The 15,627-nt window shown below is 60.7% G+C and carries 13 protein-coding genes; 6 read left to right on the top strand and 7 right to left on the bottom strand.

What is annotated here, in order from left to right; all coding sequences use genetic code 11:
- The first annotated feature begins 500 nt into the window (after nucleotides 1-500).
- Entirely contained in the window at nucleotides 501-1,634 is a 1,134-nt protein-coding gene (odc2, locus tag BJF91_RS16160) for an ornithine/lysine decarboxylase (RefSeq protein WP_075615702.1), read from the top strand.
- An 80-nt stretch (nucleotides 1,635-1,714) separates the two neighbouring features.
- Complete coding sequence (locus BJF91_RS16155) at nucleotides 1,715-2,305, top strand: GNAT family N-acetyltransferase (protein ID WP_075615453.1); 591 nt, start codon at nucleotides 1,715-1,717, stop codon at nucleotides 2,303-2,305.
- A 270-nt stretch (nucleotides 2,306-2,575) separates the two neighbouring features.
- On the opposite strand, the gene BJF91_RS16150 is transcribed toward BJF91_RS16155, so the two are convergent.
- Both BJF91_RS16150 and BJF91_RS16145 read right to left on the bottom strand, forming a co-directional pair.
- Nucleotides 2,576-3,994 carry a cytochrome-c peroxidase gene (locus tag BJF91_RS16150; RefSeq protein WP_075615452.1) on the bottom strand — a complete coding sequence of 473 codons (1,419 nt, stop codon included), beginning with the start codon at nucleotides 3,992-3,994 and terminating at the stop codon, nucleotides 2,576-2,578.
- Between the two features lie 17 nt (nucleotides 3,995-4,011).
- Nucleotides 4,012-5,655 carry a phospholipase C gene (locus BJF91_RS16145; protein WP_075615451.1) on the bottom strand — a complete coding sequence of 548 codons (1,644 nt, stop codon included), beginning with the start codon at nucleotides 5,653-5,655 and terminating at the stop codon, nucleotides 4,012-4,014.
- A gap of 383 nt (nucleotides 5,656-6,038) precedes the next feature.
- Here BJF91_RS16145 and BJF91_RS16140 point away from each other — a divergent pair, with 383 nt between their 5' ends.
- A complete protein-coding gene (locus BJF91_RS16140) occupies nucleotides 6,039-6,743 on the top strand; it encodes an OmpW/AlkL family protein (RefSeq protein ID WP_075615450.1) in 705 nt (234 codons plus the stop codon).
- 88 nt (nucleotides 6,744-6,831) lie between these two features.
- Here the strand turns inward: BJF91_RS16140 and BJF91_RS16135 are convergent, their stop codons facing one another.
- From BJF91_RS16135 to BJF91_RS16120, 4 genes are all read right to left on the bottom strand, one after another.
- Nucleotides 6,832-8,637: a methyl-accepting chemotaxis protein gene (locus tag BJF91_RS16135; RefSeq protein WP_075615449.1), complete on the bottom strand. Its 1,806-nt coding sequence runs from the start codon at nucleotides 8,635-8,637 to the stop codon at nucleotides 6,832-6,834.
- Between the two features lie 223 nt (nucleotides 8,638-8,860).
- On the bottom strand, nucleotides 8,861-9,847 hold the full coding sequence (locus BJF91_RS16130; RefSeq protein WP_075615448.1) for a WD40 repeat domain-containing protein: 987 nt from the start codon (nucleotides 9,845-9,847) through the stop codon (nucleotides 8,861-8,863).
- Nucleotides 9,848-9,902: 55 nt separating this feature from the next.
- Nucleotides 9,903-11,006 (bottom strand): CobW family GTP-binding protein, encoded by a 1,104-nt coding sequence (locus tag BJF91_RS16125; protein ID WP_075615447.1) that lies wholly within the window; start codon nucleotides 11,004-11,006, stop codon nucleotides 9,903-9,905.
- A gap of 62 nt (nucleotides 11,007-11,068) precedes the next feature.
- Nucleotides 11,069-11,890: a creatininase family protein gene (locus BJF91_RS16120; protein ID WP_075615446.1), complete on the bottom strand. Its 822-nt coding sequence runs from the start codon at nucleotides 11,888-11,890 to the stop codon at nucleotides 11,069-11,071.
- Between the two features lie 220 nt (nucleotides 11,891-12,110).
- Between BJF91_RS16120 and BJF91_RS16115 the strand changes: the two genes are divergently transcribed.
- The 3 genes from BJF91_RS16115 to BJF91_RS16105 all read left to right on the top strand — a co-directional run bounded on the left by BJF91_RS16115 (nucleotide 12,111) and on the right by BJF91_RS16105 (nucleotide 14,828).
- A complete protein-coding gene (locus tag BJF91_RS16115; RefSeq protein WP_075615445.1) occupies nucleotides 12,111-12,662 on the top strand; it encodes a MarR family winged helix-turn-helix transcriptional regulator in 552 nt (183 codons plus the stop codon).
- A 156-nt stretch (nucleotides 12,663-12,818) separates the two neighbouring features.
- A complete protein-coding gene (locus tag BJF91_RS16110; RefSeq protein WP_075615444.1) occupies nucleotides 12,819-13,841 on the top strand; it encodes a LacI family DNA-binding transcriptional regulator in 1,023 nt (340 codons plus the stop codon).
- Nucleotides 13,842-13,871: 30 nt separating this feature from the next.
- The gene (locus BJF91_RS16105) at nucleotides 13,872-14,828 is read left to right on the top strand and encodes a 2-hydroxyacid dehydrogenase (RefSeq protein ID WP_075615443.1); all 957 of its coding nucleotides are present in this window, start codon (nucleotides 13,872-13,874) and stop codon (nucleotides 14,826-14,828) included.
- A 31-nt stretch (nucleotides 14,829-14,859) separates the two neighbouring features.
- Here BJF91_RS16105 and BJF91_RS16100 read toward each other — a convergent pair whose 3' ends face one another.
- Nucleotides 14,860-15,627, bottom strand: a complete 768-nt coding sequence (locus tag BJF91_RS16100) for a gamma-glutamyl-gamma-aminobutyrate hydrolase family protein (RefSeq protein WP_075615442.1) — start codon at nucleotides 15,625-15,627, stop codon at nucleotides 14,860-14,862.

Genomic DNA, 15,627 nt, shown 5'->3' with positions numbered 1-15,627 from the left:
TCGTTCAATAATAAAAGCCATAAAAAACTTTGTAGGGCTTGCAAAAAACGCTTGATTATGACGGTCGTTTTTCTTAATCACGTCCTTGCCCAAAGTCGCACGTGCCTGTGGGTGTCCGCCGATCCTCGATGTGGTGAGGAAATCGGTAAGGTACCTGGAATTAACCCCTCCAGTCGTTATCCCGGCCAACCGGGAAATGCGAGGACACCTTGAAGCAACGACGGTGCGGGCCTTTCTAGTCTCTGCCGGCTTTCCATCAGCCGGGGTCACTGAAGAGGCACACCATCATTGCCGGAAGTGCGGTCGGGTTCCCCAACCAATCCATGGCAGACAAAGCGGATCAATGCTCTCAGGCAAGAGGGCGTCGATCCATCGCCCGCGTTAGAGCGTTCGTACGGTACCAGTGTCTCCACCGACTGGTTCCGTTCGAGGTGTCTGCGCACTTTGTCCATCCGGAATCCCCAGGATTCCGGGCTCATTATACTATGGAAGGGATCGCCATGACCACCGCCCGTATCCTCGACTTCATCAACACCCGTCGCCCGGAAGGCCCTTGCCTCGTGGTCGATCTCGATGTCGTGCGCGATAACTATGGCGCATTCCGCCATGCGCTCCCCGATAGCGCCATCTACTATGCCGTCAAGGCCAATCCGGAGCCGGCAATCCTGTCGCTGCTCGCGTCGCTCGGTTCCAATTTCGATTGCGCCTCCGTGGCCGAAATCGAAATGGCGCTGAACGCCGGCGCGACGCCTGCCCGGATCTCCTTCGGCAACACGATCAAGAAGGAACGGGACGTTGCCAAGGCGCATGCGTTGGGCATCAACCTGTTTGCCGTCGACAGCCATGAAGAAGTCGAAAAGATTGCCCGTGCCGCTCCTGGCGCCCGCGTATTCTGCCGGGTTCTGACCGATGGCGAAGGCGCCGAATGGCCGCTGTCGCGCAAGTTCGGCTGCGTGCCGCAGATGGCCGTCGACGTTCTCGTCTATGCCCACCAGCATGGCCTGGAAAGCTTCGGCGTGTCCTTCCATGTCGGCTCGCAGATGACGAAGGTCGATGCCTGGGATGCGGCACTCGGCGATGCAAAGCGCGTCTTCGCACAGCTGGCCAAGCAGGGCATCTACCTGAAGATGGTCAACATGGGCGGCGGGTTCCCGACCAAGTATCTGCGCGACATTCCGTCGGCTGAAGCCTATGGCCAGGCCATCAACGCCTCGCTGAAGAAGCATTTCGGCAACAACATTCCGCAGACCATCATCGAGCCCGGTCGCGGCATGGTTGGCAATGCCGGTGTGATCAAGGCTGAAGTCGTGCTGATCTCGAAGAAGTCCGACAATGACGCTCATCGCTGGGTGTTCCTTGACATCGGCAAGTTCGGCGGTCTGGCTGAAACCATGGACGAAGCGATCCGTTACCCGATCCGCACCGCCCATGACGGTGACGAAATGGAGCCCTGCGTTCTGGCTGGTCCGACCTGCGACAGCGCCGATGTTCTCTATGAGAAGAACATGTACCCGCTGCCGCTGTCGCTGACAATCGGTGACGACGTGCTGATCGAAGGCACCGGCGCCTACACCACCACCTATTCGGCGGTGGCGTTCAACGGCTTCGAGCCGCTGAAGGCTTACGTGATCTGATTGTGCCCATGCCGGGCTGACTGAAGCCCGGCACGGATGCCTCATCCCCATTTTGAACGCTCTTTGTACAGGAGGTCGCCATGACCGCTGTTCTCGACACCGTGCGCGCATTTTTTGCGCCGCCGGCCTTCAAGATCGATGCTGAAACCCCCGCCGACGTCGTTGCGCGCGAAGCGCTGCTCGATCGCGTCATGGGCGCGGATCGCCGCAAGAAGTCGTCTGAAAAGATCCGCCGTGGCCGCGTGCCGGCCGAAGGCCTGGCTTTAGTTGCCCGCGACCGCAAGGGCCATGTGATCGGCACCGTGCGCCTGTGGAATATCGAAGCCGGCGTCAATGCCGAGGGTCAGGTCGTCGACGCGCTGCTGCTTGGCCCGCTGGCGGTCGATTGCGTCCATGAGGGCAAGGGTATCGGTTCGCAGTTGATGCGCGCTGCTCTTATGGAAGCCAAGACCCGTGGTCATGGCGCCGTGCTGCTGGTTGGCGACGCGCCTTACTACGAGCGTTTCGGCTTCTTTGCTGCTAAGACCGCGCATCTCGTTATGCCCGGCCCGTTCGCGCGCGATCGTTTCCTGGCGCTCGAGCTCGTTCCCGGCTGGCTGGACGGTGCTGTCGGAATGATCACCGCATCGGGCCGTAAGCTCTCGGCCCCTCTGCGGCGCAAGGCGGCTTAAAGCAACTTCCTACCAAATTGAAGAATACCCTCGGGCTTGAAAAGTCCGAGGATTCTGCGCAGCAACAGCGAGCCTCGGCGGCGGCTTGATAGCGTGGCTGTGCCATGGACGATCCCGGTAGAGACGATCAAGTCTTCCGGAACCTCTGAAAGAGCGGCGATTGATTGAGCCTGCCCGTAATCCACCGGCGGTACGACTCTTGATTTGGCTTCTTCGGAGCGTGCCAGGAAAGGCCTTTCGAGGCCTTCGCTGACATGTCCTGGCACCGCGCTACTGTTGCTGCGCAGTCGTTTTTCCGGCCTTGTCGTCGCTCCAGCCATCGCTGAGCGTCTTCAGGAAGGCAACGACATCGGCGATTTCCGCCTCGTTGAGAGCCGGCGGCTGACCTAACTTGCGGTCCATTGGCGCGTCGATCACGTCGATATTGCTGCGATAGGTCTCTGGTAGATCGTTGAATTTGGCAATGCTGCCGTCCGGGTTCTTTGGGTAGATGCTGGCTGGATCGGTGTCGCGGGCGACGTAGAAGCGGGTTGCTTCTTCCAGCGTGTGATAGACCCCGTTGTGGAAATAGACGCCGCGCTCTGCGACATTGCGCAAGGTCGGGGTTTTGAACAGCCCGCAATTTTGCGGCTGATGGGCGAAATCGTCGTTACGCTGCGGACCGCAAATGCCGAGATCGAAATAGCGGGGATCGGCATTGGCGGGAATGGCCGGATTGCGTGGCACGCCCAGCGCCTCGAATTCATAATCAGTAAAAGCCGGCATCTGGCCATCATCAGTCCTCTTGTCGAGATGGCAGGAGGCGCAATTGCCCTTCTTGGCATCGTCAAACAGGGCAAGCCCGCGTTGCTCGGCCGCACTCAGTTTGACCTGGCCTCGCAGATAGGCGTCGTATTTGCTGGAATAGGGGTGGAACGAGGGCTCCTCCACCTGATAGCGAGCCAGCGCAAAGCCAACCTCTGACAGCGCCATCGACTGATCGTCCAGCACTTGATTGCCGAACAGGGCGGCAAGCCTCGCGCCATAGCGGGTCCTGATCTTGTCATAGAGGCTTTTGGCGTCGGGATTGGCCATTTCGAAGGGCGACAGAAGCGGTCCGAGCGCCTGATCCTCGAGGCTGTCGGCGCGTCCATCCCAGAACATGCCGCCTTGCGGCACGGCATTGTCGGCCGGCGCATCCGCCTTTACCACCGGCTGGCCAGCCATGGGGCCGGCGACCGGTGTTGCCTGCTGGGAAAGCGCGGTGCCAGACGCTTCGGCCATCGGCGAGGCCTCGGCGGCTTCCTCTGCCGGGTTTTCCGCGCCGACCGAGAAGGCCGGCGTGGCGATTTTGTAGGTCAGGCTCGGCACCGGGCGGATGCCGGGCCGGTCAAGGCCAGGACCACCCAGCTGCACGATAAGGCCATTGGCCGGCGCATAGTGATGCGCCGGATCATGGCAGGTGGCGCAGGACATGGTGCCGCTGCCCGACAGGCTCTGATCGAAGAAAATCGCCTTGCCCAATTGCGCGACGGCACTGAGCGGGGCTGCCGATTCGCCGGATGAAGCTGCCGATGGTCGGCTACCGGCCGGATCTGCTCCTTGCCCCGTTGTTTCGCCCTGGGCCGCCCAGCCAAGCCCGGCACCGGCCACGCTGAGGAGGGCTAGAGCCAGGAAGGATAGGCGCGACTGTCTGTCGATCATGTTCATGTCGGGTCCTGGTCCGGTCAGCTCTTCAGGCCGGTTTTCGGGTCGAGGATCAGCGTGTCGGTACGCGGCTTGCTCCAGTCGAACATGCCGTTCAGCGAGCCCGCCAGCGCGTCGAAGGAGCCGCCGCCCAGCCGTTGACCGCCCATCCAGTTGTCCTCGATGAAGCGCATGACCGAGGTCTGGTCGGTCTGCGTATGATCGACGTAGTTCTGTTTGGCATAGGGCGAAATCACCAGGAGCGGCTGACGCGTGCCATAGCCGCAACGGCCCTGAACCGGCTGACCGTTGACGCCGGGCAGTGGCGTGCCGACCGAACCTTCCGCGCCGCAGGCTGCGCCGTTCAGCACGTCATAGCCCTTGACCGGGATCGACGACGGATTGACCACGTGATGGGCGTGGTCGTACCAGCCGTCTGAATCGTCATAGAGCAGGACCACGGCGGTGTCCTTCCAGTCCGGCGACTGCTGCAGCTGGTTGAGCACGGTGGCGACGAATTCCTGTTCGTCCAGCGGGTCGGAATAGCCGGCATGGCCATCCTGGTAGGCGGGCGCCTTCAGGAAGCTGACGGCAGGCAGGTTGCCGTGCTTCAGCACCGCGTAAAAGTCGTTGATGTCATACTGGTGATTGGCACCGCCATCCTTGTTGGTGCCGATGACATCGACCGAGCTTGGCCTGACATGCTGCGGATTGGCGGTCGAGGCATAATATTGGAATGGCTGATGATGGGGAATGTAATCGACTTCGTCGACCTTGGTCACGGCCGAGGTGGTGGACCGCTTGCAGGCTGTAGTGCCGTTGGGATTGTTGACGGTCAGGTCGAAGCCGCCCTCGAAAAAGCCCCAGGTCAGGCCGCGATCATTCAGCATGTCGCCAATATTGCGGCCGGTCATCAGCGCGGTCTGGCCCTTGGAGCAGACATCGCCGGTCGGGTCCAGGTCGGAAATCATCGTCCAGCCGCCATTGCCGTCAGGCACCACTTCGCCCTTGGCATAGGTGCCGTCCTTTTCCAGCGTGTAGCCAGGGGGAAGGGTGACGCCATTGGTCTGGCCGGACACGAGGTTGATGGCGCCAGGCGTCGACGGGCCGAAGGTCGAGGAAAAGGAGTGGTCGTTCAGGGCGAAATGTTGGGCATAGTTCCAGTAAGCGGTGACGGTATTGCCGTCATAGTAGCCCATGACCTGGCCTTTGGTGCCGAAGGCGCCGGCAGCACCCTTGGTGCCACGGCCAGTATTGGCCGGGAACAGGTCCATGGCGAAATTGTCATAGGCCGCTTGTTCTGCCGTATAGCCGTGGTTCTGCGAATTGGTGGCCGCCTGGGTGCGGTCGAGCCGGAAGGGGGCAGCCGCATCGGCGCCATTGGCTGTGTTGGTCTTGTTGGGATTGCTGTCGATGAGCCCGGCATGGGCGAGCGTATCGATATCGGTAGGCGTGTCGGCGGCGGCGTTAAAGGCCGGTTCGCCGTCGATATTGGCGGCCTTGGGATAGGTCGCGAAATAATGGTCGAAGGAAACATTTTCCTGAAAGATCACCACGAGATGCTTGATCGGCGTCGCCGTGTTGACGGAGGGCGCTGCCGCCTGACCGGCGGGCACAAGACAGAGGCTGGACAGGAGCAGGGCGGTACCGCCACTGAGAAGCGCGCGGCGCGGATGAAGAGGCATGATCGTGTTCCTTTGCAAGATCCGCTTGGCGATGGCGACAGCGTGGTTGTTGCATCAAAACTGCAACTGGACCCCCGTCTTCCGGCGGAATGAAAAAACGATATGGACGGTTTTTATCACTTCCATGACAGGCAAGGCGTAGCGACCAATGCAGTGATCCATCGCCGGTCACAATTCGTTGATTGCGTATTTCCGAAAGAAGAAAATTGATAGGAATCAAGAAGTTGATGCATGGGCGCAACAGTTGGTCGCAGAAGTGTCACTCCTTGCCCTGGGACCACCTCGGATTGATCTGGCTCAATTGACGGTGGTGTGCGCGGGCCAATAATCGGTTGCAACGCAGCAGGGGGATCTGCTGCCACCAGATAAAAAGGAGAGACACCATGTCAATGAACCGGATCCCAGGCCTGAAGGCTTTTGCCCCCGCTTTCGTGCTTGCCGCTGTTGCGCTGGCGGCGCCGATCGCGTCTGCCGCTGACCTGACCCAGGTTCCGAAGGCGCCGGAAGCCGAATCGGCGCTGACGCCCTATAGCCCCTGGCAGATCCGTGCCCGCGCGCTGGCTGTGATTCCCAATGACGGCGGTTCGGTGAACGGCATCGGCGGCTCCGACCTGTCCTACAGCAACAGCGTAACGCCTGAAGTCGACTTCAGCTATTTCTTCACCCGCAATATCGCCGCCGAACTGATTCTCGGCACGACCTCGGCCAACGTCAACGCCGATGGTTCGATTGGCAGCCTGGGCAAGCTCGGCAAGGTCTGGATCTTGCCACCGACAGTGACGCTGCAATATCATTTCACCGACTTTGGCAAGTTCCAGCCCTATGTCGGCGCTGGCGTCAATTACACGATGTTCTATAACCAGTCTTCGAGCGGTGCTGCTACCAAGCTCGACGTCAAGAACACCTTCGGCGCTGCCGTTCAGGTCGGCTTTGATTACATGATAAACGACAAATGGGGCGTCAACGTCGACGTCAAGAAATACTATCTGCGGCCGGATTTCGACGCCACGGTGGGAGGCGCGAAGGTCAAGGGCACGGCCAAGCTCGACCCCTGGATGGTTGGCGCCGGCGTCACCTATCGCTTCTGAGGCAGTTTTGCCCGGAGCAAAAGAGATTATCGTATTAAAGAAAATGGCGGCCTTTGCCGCCATTTTCGATTGATTTGAACCCGATGGATCAGGCCGCCCGCGCCATGGTGTCTGTCGGCAGCTGAAAGCGGTTGACCAGTGTTGCGAGCGATATGGCGCCGTCGGCCAATGTCTGGCTGATGGCATTGGTTTCCTCGACCATGGCGGCATTCTGCTGGGTCATCTGATCGAGGCTGTTGACGGAACTGCTGATCTGCTGCAACCCGACGGCCTGTTCCTCGGCTGAGGTGGCGATTGCATCGATATTGCCATCGATCCTTTCAACGAAGCTTCCGATCTTGGTCAAGACACCGCCGGCTGTTCCCACCAGTTCGACGCCTGTGGCCACTTCGGTGCTGGAACGATCGACCAGCGTCTTGATTTGCCGCGCAGCGCCAGCGGAGCGCTGGGCAAGTTCGCGGACTTCCTGGGCGACGACGGCAAAACCCTTGCCGGCTTCGCCGGCACGTGCGGCTTCCACGCCGGCGTTCAAGGCGAGAAGGTTGGTCTGGAAGGCGATTTCGTCGATCACGCCGATGATCGTGCCGATCTCGCGGGACACACCCTCGATGCGCTGCATGGCGGTGATGGCATTGTTGACGACGTCGTTGGATGCAGTCGTGCATTCGCGGGCGTCCTTGACCAGGGCGCGGGTTTCACGGGTGCGGTTTGCCGATGCCTTGACGGTTGCTGCGACCTGCTCGAGAGCCGCAGCGGTTTCCTCGAGGGCTGCCGCCTGCTGTTCGGTTCGCTTGGCCAGGTTGTCGGCAGCGCCGCGCATTTCGCGGCTGTTGGTCTGCAGATGCCCCGTTTCGCTCAAGACCTGTTTCAGCGTCAATTGCAGCGTTGCAATCGATTCGTTGAAGTCGCGGCGCAGGACATCGAACTTCGCGTCGAAAGGCTTGTCCAGCGTCATGCGCATGTTGCATTCGGCCAGGCGGTGCAGGCCGTCACCGAGTTCTTCGACCACGCGGCGAAGAGCCTGTGCTTCGGCAGCACGCTCTTCTTCGCGCTGGCGCCGCTGTTCTTCGGTCAGCGCCCGGCCGGCTTCTGCTTCTGCTTCCATGCGGCGCTTCTCAAGGCCGGCATCACGGAAGATAGATAGCGCCTTGGCAATGTCGCCGATTTCGTCTTCGCGCGTGGCATAAGGTGGCGGCGTGTCGAGATCGCCGTGCGCCATTGCTGTCATAGCTGATGTTATATGGTTGAGCGGCGACAGCGCCCGGCGACGGACGATGAAGATCGAGGCCAGGCTGAGGGCAATCAGCAGTGAGCCAAAGGTGTAGCTGATGGTTTCGCGCGAGGCGGTTTCATCCGCTGCATCTGTCTCCATCTGCTTACCATAGGCAGTGCCCATGTCGACGAGCTCGTTGACGGCGGCCTCATGAGTATGGAACCGCTGCTTCAGTTCATTGAGGGCCGGTTTCAGGACGGCTTGATCGCCATCCTTCAGGGCCGGCACGACGACATCGTCCATCTGCTTCCAGAAGGCATCGCCCTTGACCACCACGTCCTGCTGCAACTTGTTGCGCAGGCTGTCGGGCAGGGTCGTGCCTTTCCAGTAATCGCGACGCTCGACATACTGCGATTTCAGCAGTTTCATCCGTTCGATATTGGCGGCGGCGACATCGGAGTGCAGGGCCGCTTCATTGGCCAGCGAATAGGTCTCGACCACGTAGAGCGGTGGCGGAAGAATGTCAGCGATCAGATCCTTGCTATCGACGATCTGCTGATAGATGGGCCCGTTGACCTTCAGCCTTTGCAGCGTCTGCATAGCGGTAGCAAGGGTGACGACAACACCGACGGCAAGGATGACGCCCGATATTATGACCGTGGAAGATATGCTGAGTTTCATCGTGTCGTCCGCTGCGCTCTGGGCTGGGAGGCTTATTCGGCCCTTTAATCTAAATCTTGATCCGTAAATCGAACAGCTTCGGTAATTTTCCAGGTGCTTTTTTAACTTTTATATTTTTAGTCGCCGCTTGGTTACGGGACCCTTAAGAAAAGGAATGGCATCCAAATAAAAAAACCAGGGCCTTCGCCCTGGTTTCACATTTATAGTTGTAGTTTACTTTAATTCATCCACTGATATCAATGATACCGCAATCACCAGCTTCGGAACCGAAGCATAACAACTTGCCGCTTGCACTCCAGCCCATACTGGTAATGGCGCCGTTGCCGGGGCGACGCAACAGCGCCTCCTTGCCATCGGCAATCCGTACGGCAAGGATCATGCCGTCGATGAAGCCAATGGCGAGAACCTCTTCGACGGGATGAAACGCCACTTGGCTAACCATGATATTGGCGCGGGTACCGAGTTCCAACGGCGCCTTGCCCATAGGGCCGTCCTTGGAGGAGAAGGGCCAGACGATAGCGGCCGGCGCCCCTGAAGAGGCGAGCCACTTGCCCTTGTTCGACCAGGAGATCGACTTCACCTTGGCGGGATAGCCGGTCATGCGCATATGGCGGGTATCGCTGCTGGCACCGTCTAGCTTCCAGCCGTGCAGGGCATTTTCCTGCATGGTGGTGACGAGAAAGCGGCCATCTGGTGAGAAGCTGACGCCGGTATGGGCGCCCTTCCATTCCAGATCGACCGGCTTGCCCTCGGCTGCGGCAAAGCGCAGCGTGACGCCGTTATAGCGGGCGATGCCGATGCGCAGGCCCTTTGGCGCGAAGGTGATGCCTTCGACCGAGCGTTCCTCGTCATATTGATGCACGGCGCCGCTGGCGAGCCGCACGAAAGCAGACTTGCCGTAGCCATAGGCGATGGCGCCCTGCGGCCCGGCGGCGACAGCGGTGATCCACTTGCGGGGCGCATGGGCCAGCTCGGTAATCGTGCCGTCATGGGCGATGCGCAGCACTTTGCCGTCCTCGCCGCCGGTCAGCAAAGTCTGGCTGTCGGCGTCCTTGACGACGGTGAGCAGGCCGGAGCCGGTCTCGCTCACCTGTTGCCCGCCATCCAGGCGGTGGATGGAGCCTGCGGCGGTCACGAAAACGGGGATGTCTCCCAGGAAGGCCGCCGTCAGGACGTGGCCTTCCAGATCAAGCGGTGCAACAGTCGGCATCAGGCAGTCTTTCCAGTCTTGGTGTCAGCGATCGCCAGAGAGAAAGCGGCGGGCCTCATGCTGCGGCCTCGCAGGCCTTGAAGCTCTTTTCCAGCTTTTCGCGGTCGAGTTCGCGGCCGATGAATACCAGCCGGCTCTCGTGCTTTTCGCCATCCTTCCACGGACGCTGATGATCGCCTTCGATGATCATGTGCACGCCCTGCACCACATAGCGCTCGGCATCGCCCTTGAAGGCGATGATGCCCTTCAGGCGCAGGATGTTGGGGCCGTCCGTCTGGGTGACTTTCTGGATCCAGGGGAAGAAACGATCCGGGTTCATCTCGCCGCCGCGCAGCGAAATCGAGGTCACCGTGACGTCATGGATCGGCGAGGGGCCATGGTCATGGTGGTGATGATCATGGCCGTGATCATGATCGTGATGATGGTGGTCATGGTCGTGATGGTCGTGGGCGTGATGATGATGATCGTGGTCGCAATCGGGGCCACAGACGTGATCGTCATCGTTGCTGAGGAAATGCGGATCGTTTTCCAGTGCCCGTTCCAGATTGAAGGCGCCCTGGTTCAGCACTTTCGACAGGTCGACGCCGGAGCGCGTGGTGGTGTAGATCCGCGCTGACGGGTTGATGGCCCGCACGATGTCCTCGATGCGGTGCAATTCTTCATGGCTGACGAGGTCGGCCTTGTTGACGACGACGACATCGGCAAAGGCGATCTGGTCTTCGGCTTCGCGGCTGTCCTTCAGGCGCAGCGGCAGATGCTTGGCATCGACAAGGGCGACGACGGCGTCGAGCTCGGTCTTGGCGCGCACGTCGTCATCCATGAAGAAGGTCTGGGCGACCGGCACCGGATCGGCAAGACCTGTCGTCTCGACGATGATGCCGTCGAACCGATCCTTGCGGCGCATCAGGCCTTCGACGACGCGAATGAGGTCGCCGCGCACCGTGCAGCAGACGCAGCCATTGTTCATTTCATAGATTTCTTCGTCGGATTCGACGATCAGGTCGTTATCGATGCCGATCTCGCCGAACTCGTTGACGATGACAGCATATTTCTTGCCGTGGTTCTCAGACAGAATCCGGTTGAGAAGCGTGGTCTTGCCAGCGCCGAGATAACCGGTCAGCACGGTAACGGGAGTGGGTCTTGCGGCAGCTTCGCTCATGGGAACCTCGAGGCTTGAAAAACAGCTGTGGGAAGGCGGCAGGCGCCGCCCTTGTTACTTTATTACCCCATATAGGATGAGTGGTGCGGCAGTTCAAAGGCTTTCTCCACATCGAAGGCATGGATATCTTCGAGAAGTGCGATGAGCCCGTGCACGGCATGTGCAAGCAGCCGTTCGCCCTTGTCAGCCGTGGCCAGTGCCGCGTTGCCGGCAACGCCCTTGGGGTTGAGGTCCGACATTTTCCAGCCGAAAGCATGCGGGCCGTAGGCGCGCAGATGGGTGAAGCGGGTGGCAAATTCGCTTTGCCGCGATGCGAAATTCTCCGCCTTGTCCATGGCGACCAGATCCGGGCGCAAAGCCAGCATGACCGAGGTCTCGATATCGCCGCCATGGATGTCGATGGCCTTGTCCTCAGGCTTGATCAGGCCTTCCGGCTGGCCAAAGCGGGTCCAGCTGGTGGCGACAACAAGCATGCCGAACCGCACCCGGGCCTCCGTCGCCACGATGGTCATCAGCGGCGCGTTGCCGCCGTGTGCGTTGAGCAGCACGAGCTTGCGGACGCCCTGGGCAGACAGAGTTTGCGCCATGCCCAGCCAGCGGTGGACGGCCTCGTCGAAGGCGAGCGTGCGCGTGCCTGCCACATCCATATGCTCGATGGAATAACCCACCGGCTCCACCGGCAGAAAAGTGACCGGCAGATGGGAGGGCAGGGCGGCGATAAGCCTTTCGGTGACGCCGGCGGCAATGATCGTGTCAGTCTCGAAGGGCAGGTGCGGTCCGTGTTGCTCATGGGCGCCAAGTGGCAGCACGGCGATCCAGTCGGCCCGGGCTGCCGGGGGAAGGCTCGGATCGTTGCTGGCGAAATGCTTGTGTGGATGGGGCATTGCTCTGCCGGTTCCTGTCTGGCTTGATCGATGGAGTATCTGCGCGTGGATTGACGATTGGCTGATGACAGTAGGGATGTCACGGTCCGTTTCAGTAATTATGCAGTCATGTCCGCGATTTATGCTAGGAATAAACCGGCGTACAGGCCGTGGTGCGATCATCGCGCTCCTGTGGATTGTCGGCTGTCGAACAGAACTTTGTTGCGAAGGATGGGGTTACATGGCCAAGAAGGACAAGTCCGAGAAAAAGAAGAAGTCCGCCAAGCTGAAAGATGCCGAACGCGAGGCGAGGCTTGAGATCAGCGGCGATCTCGGCACGGCCATTACCCAGGCGTCGCGCAGCCTGCGCACCGTGCAGACAAGGCTTTTGACCCGCAGCGGACTTTACTCCGGCCAGGAGGGCGTAGTGCTGCTGCTGGCAGCGGAAGAGGGCCTGACACCCGGCCTGCTGGCGCAGCGGCTGGGCGTCAAGGCACCGACCATGACCCGCACCATCGGCCGCATGGAAGCCCAAGGCTTTGTCGAGCGGCGCGGCTCGGACGCCGACGGGCGCCAGACCAAAGTGTACCTGACGGAGACCGGCCGGGCGACCGTGGACAGGATTTCCAGCGCCAACAAAGCCTTGGAGCGCCAGGCGACCCAAGGCCTCAGCGGCAAGGAAATCAAGGTGCTGATGAAGCTTCTGGCGGTCGTCGAGGACAATCTGCATGCGCAGATGCCGGCGGAGCTGCCGGAGCCGATTGACGAAAGCGAAGACCTCGCTGCGGAGTGATCTGCTGGGCCGGTTGATCCGGCTACTCTTTCCTGCCGTCTGCGGCTTGCCATGGTGTTTTCAACCCTTTAATTAAACAGTTTAAAGGTCGTCTGGCCCGGGCCCTTGGGTCGGCCGGTATCGACTCTGGTGGGTGCCGGTCACAAGGGGGGAGCCGTGGCGCAAAAGATCAAATTATCGACGATTGCCGAAAGCCTCGGCCTGTCCACCGCCACCGTCTCGCTCGCCCTGCGCGACAGTCCGCTGGTTGCTAGCGACACCCGTGAAAAGATCAAGGAACAGGCGCGCCTGCTCGGCTATATCTACAACCGCCGCGCCGCGAGCCTGCGCACATCACGATCAGGCATTATCGGCGTTGTCGTGCATGACATCATGAACCCCTTCTACGGCGAAATCCTGAAAGCCATCGAGAGCGAACTCGACCGCAGCCGCCAGACGTTCATCCTCTCCAACCATTACGACTCGGTTGAAAAGCAGCGGACCTTCATCGAGACGCTGCTGCAGCTGGGAGGCGACGGGGTGATCATGTCGCCGGCCATCGGCTCGCCGCCCGAGGACCTGATGCTGGCGGAAGACAATGGCATGCCGGCCATCCTGATTGCCCGAACCATGGATGGTTTGGCGCTACCGACCTATCGCGGCGACGATACCTATGGCATTTCGCTGGCCACCAACCATCTGATCGGCCTCGGTCACCGGGTGATTGCCATGGTCGGTGGCACCGACCAGACCTCGACTGGGCGCGACCGGTACCAGGGTTATGTCAATGCGCTGCGCAAGGCCGGCATCGCCGTCGATCCCAATTTGCGCATTCCAGGCCCCCGCACCAAGCAGGGCGGCTTCGAGGCTGCTGTCAATTTCCTCTCCTTGCCGCAAAAGCCGACGGCCGCCGTCTGCTGGAACGATCTGGTCGCCATCGGGTTGATGAATGGCATTTCCCGCGCCGGATTGGTGCCGGGCCGCGATATCTCGGTGACCGGCTATGACGATCTGGAGGAAGCCTCGATTGCCACGCCGGCGCTGACCACAGTCTCGAACGGCCAGGCGGAAGTGGGAAGGCTTGCGGCGCGCGCGCTTCTGGATAAGCTGGCGGGCAGCCATGAGCCTGACGGCCTTCATCTGATCAAGCCGGAAATGCGCATTCGACAATCCACTGGTCCGATCCACCATCGGGACTGATTGAAACAGCAAGCATAGAGACACCAATCCATGACCGACAAACCCGTTATCCTCGTTCCCGGAAAGATCCATCCGCGCGTTATCGAGCGGCTGCAGCCCCGTTTCGAGCTGTTGCAAACCCCGCCCGGCCAGCCGGTTGAACTTGATGAGACCGATGCCGCCCGGGTGCGGGGCATTGCCATTGCCGGCGCGGTGCCGGGCGCACTGATCGACCGGCTGCCAAACCTGGAAGTGATCGCCAATTTCGGCGTCGGCTATGACGGGGTGGATGTGGCCAAAGCCGCGTCCAGAAATGTTATCGTTACCAACACGCCTGACGTGCTGGATGACGAAGTGGCAGACACCACGATTGCGCTGCTGATCAACACGATCAGGCGGTTTTACCAGGCCGAGACCTATCTGCGGGAAGGGCGCTGGCAGAGTGAGGGACCATTCGCGCTGTCGCCGCTCTCCCTGCGCGGCCGCCATGTCGGCCTTTATGGTCTGGGACGGATCGGCGGCGAAATCGCCAGCCGGCTGGAGCCTTTCAAGGTCAAGATCAGCTATCATACCCGTAGCGAGAAGCCCGGCGTAGCCTATGATTACCGTCCCTCGCTGCTGGAGCTTGCCAAGGCCGTCGATACGTTGATCTGCATCGTGCCGAAGACGCCCGAGACCCATAAGGCGATCAATGCCGATGTGTTGAAGGCGCTTGGGCCAAACGGTGTGTTCATCAGCGTCGGGCGTGGCTGGAGCGTCGACGAGCCGGCACTGATATCAGCGCTGAAGGATGGCACGATTGCTGCCGCCGGGATGGACGTGTTCTACGAGGAGCCGAAGGTGCCGGCTGAATTCCTCAACCTGCCGAATGTCTCGTTACTGCCGCATGTCGCATCGGCGTCGGTACCGACCCGCAATGCCATGGCCGATTTGGTCGCCGACAACCTGATCGGCTGGTTTGAAAACCGTACGGTCAAGACGCCGGTGCCGGAGACTCCGGTAAAGTAACGCCAGTAAAGTAACGGCCTTGAAAAACTGATTATGCGGTGACGGTTGTTCTCGCCGCCGCATAGTCGCGCACCGCCGCGCCAAAAGCCTCGAACAGGGCGCGGGACGGGGCATCGGCATTGGCCCAATATTCCGGATGCCACTGCACGCCGGCGGCAAAGCCCTTGGCATCGATAACGGAGACGGCCTCGACCGTACCGTCTTCGGCCAGCGCCTCGGCCTGCAGCCGGGGAGCGAGGTCGGAAATGGCCTGGCGATGCAGGGAGTTGACGGAGATCGGGCCCGAGGTTCCAAGATAGCGGGCAATACAGGACCCCTCACGCACCTCGACCGGCTGGCGGATGGCATAGGCGAGATCGCGGTCTGCAGTCGGCGGCTTGCGATGATCCCAATTACCAGGAATATCCTGGATTTCCGAAGCCAGTGTGCCGCCAAGCGCCACGTTGAGCTCCTGAATACCGCGGCAGATGGCGAGCAGCGGAATGGCGCGCTCGATGGCCCGGCGGATCAGCGGCAGCGACGTGGCGTCGCGGGCGAGGTCAAACGGACCGTCGCTGTCCTTGGCTTCTTTGCCGTAGAGCGAGGGATGGACATTGCTGGGCGAGCCGGAAATGACGACGCCATCGACCCGGTCCAGCACCGCGTCAATATCAGCCCCCGTTTCGAGCGCGGGCACCAGAACCGGCATGGCGCCAGCCACCGTCAGCGTGGCGTTGACATATTGATCCACCACGCAATGCCATCCGGCTCCATCGATCACGCGAAAATCGGCGGGAATGGCGACAAGCGGCTTCGTCAT

The organism is Gillisella taibaishanensis (assembly GCF_001938985.1).
In the GTDB taxonomy this organism is placed as follows: Bacteria; Pseudomonadota; Alphaproteobacteria; order Rhizobiales; family Rhizobiaceae; genus Allorhizobium; species Allorhizobium taibaishanense.
This window is presented reverse-complemented; position numbering and strand designations above follow the sequence as displayed.

Excerpts from the sequence above, each read along its gene's own strand:
- odc2 (WP_075615702.1), top strand. The coding sequence starts at position 501 with ATGACCACCGCCCGTATCCTCGACTTCATCAACACCCGTCGCCCGGAA.
- BJF91_RS16155 (WP_075615453.1), top strand. The coding sequence starts at position 1,715 with ATGACCGCTGTTCTCGACACCGTGCGCGCATTTTTTGCGCCGCCGGCC.
- BJF91_RS16150 (WP_075615452.1), bottom strand. The coding sequence starts at position 3,994 with ATGAACATGATCGACAGACAGTCGCGCCTATCCTTCCTGGCTCTAGCC.
- BJF91_RS16145 (WP_075615451.1), bottom strand. The coding sequence starts at position 5,655 with ATGCCTCTTCATCCGCGCCGCGCGCTTCTCAGTGGCGGTACCGCCCTG.
- BJF91_RS16140 (WP_075615450.1), top strand. The coding sequence starts at position 6,039 with ATGTCAATGAACCGGATCCCAGGCCTGAAGGCTTTTGCCCCCGCTTTC.
- BJF91_RS16135 (WP_075615449.1), bottom strand. The coding sequence starts at position 8,637 with ATGAAACTCAGCATATCTTCCACGGTCATAATATCGGGCGTCATCCTT.
- BJF91_RS16130 (WP_075615448.1), bottom strand. The coding sequence starts at position 9,847 with ATGCCGACTGTTGCACCGCTTGATCTGGAAGGCCACGTCCTGACGGCG.
- BJF91_RS16125 (WP_075615447.1), bottom strand. The coding sequence starts at position 11,006 with ATGAGCGAAGCTGCCGCAAGACCCACTCCCGTTACCGTGCTGACCGGT.
- BJF91_RS16120 (WP_075615446.1), bottom strand. The coding sequence starts at position 11,890 with ATGCCCCATCCACACAAGCATTTCGCCAGCAACGATCCGAGCCTTCCC.
- BJF91_RS16115 (WP_075615445.1), top strand. The coding sequence starts at position 12,111 with ATGGCCAAGAAGGACAAGTCCGAGAAAAAGAAGAAGTCCGCCAAGCTG.
- BJF91_RS16105 (WP_075615443.1), top strand. The coding sequence starts at position 13,872 with ATGACCGACAAACCCGTTATCCTCGTTCCCGGAAAGATCCATCCGCGC.
- BJF91_RS16100 (WP_075615442.1), bottom strand. The coding sequence starts at position 15,627 with ATGACGAAGCCGCTTGTCGCCATTCCCGCCGATTTTCGCGTGATCGAT.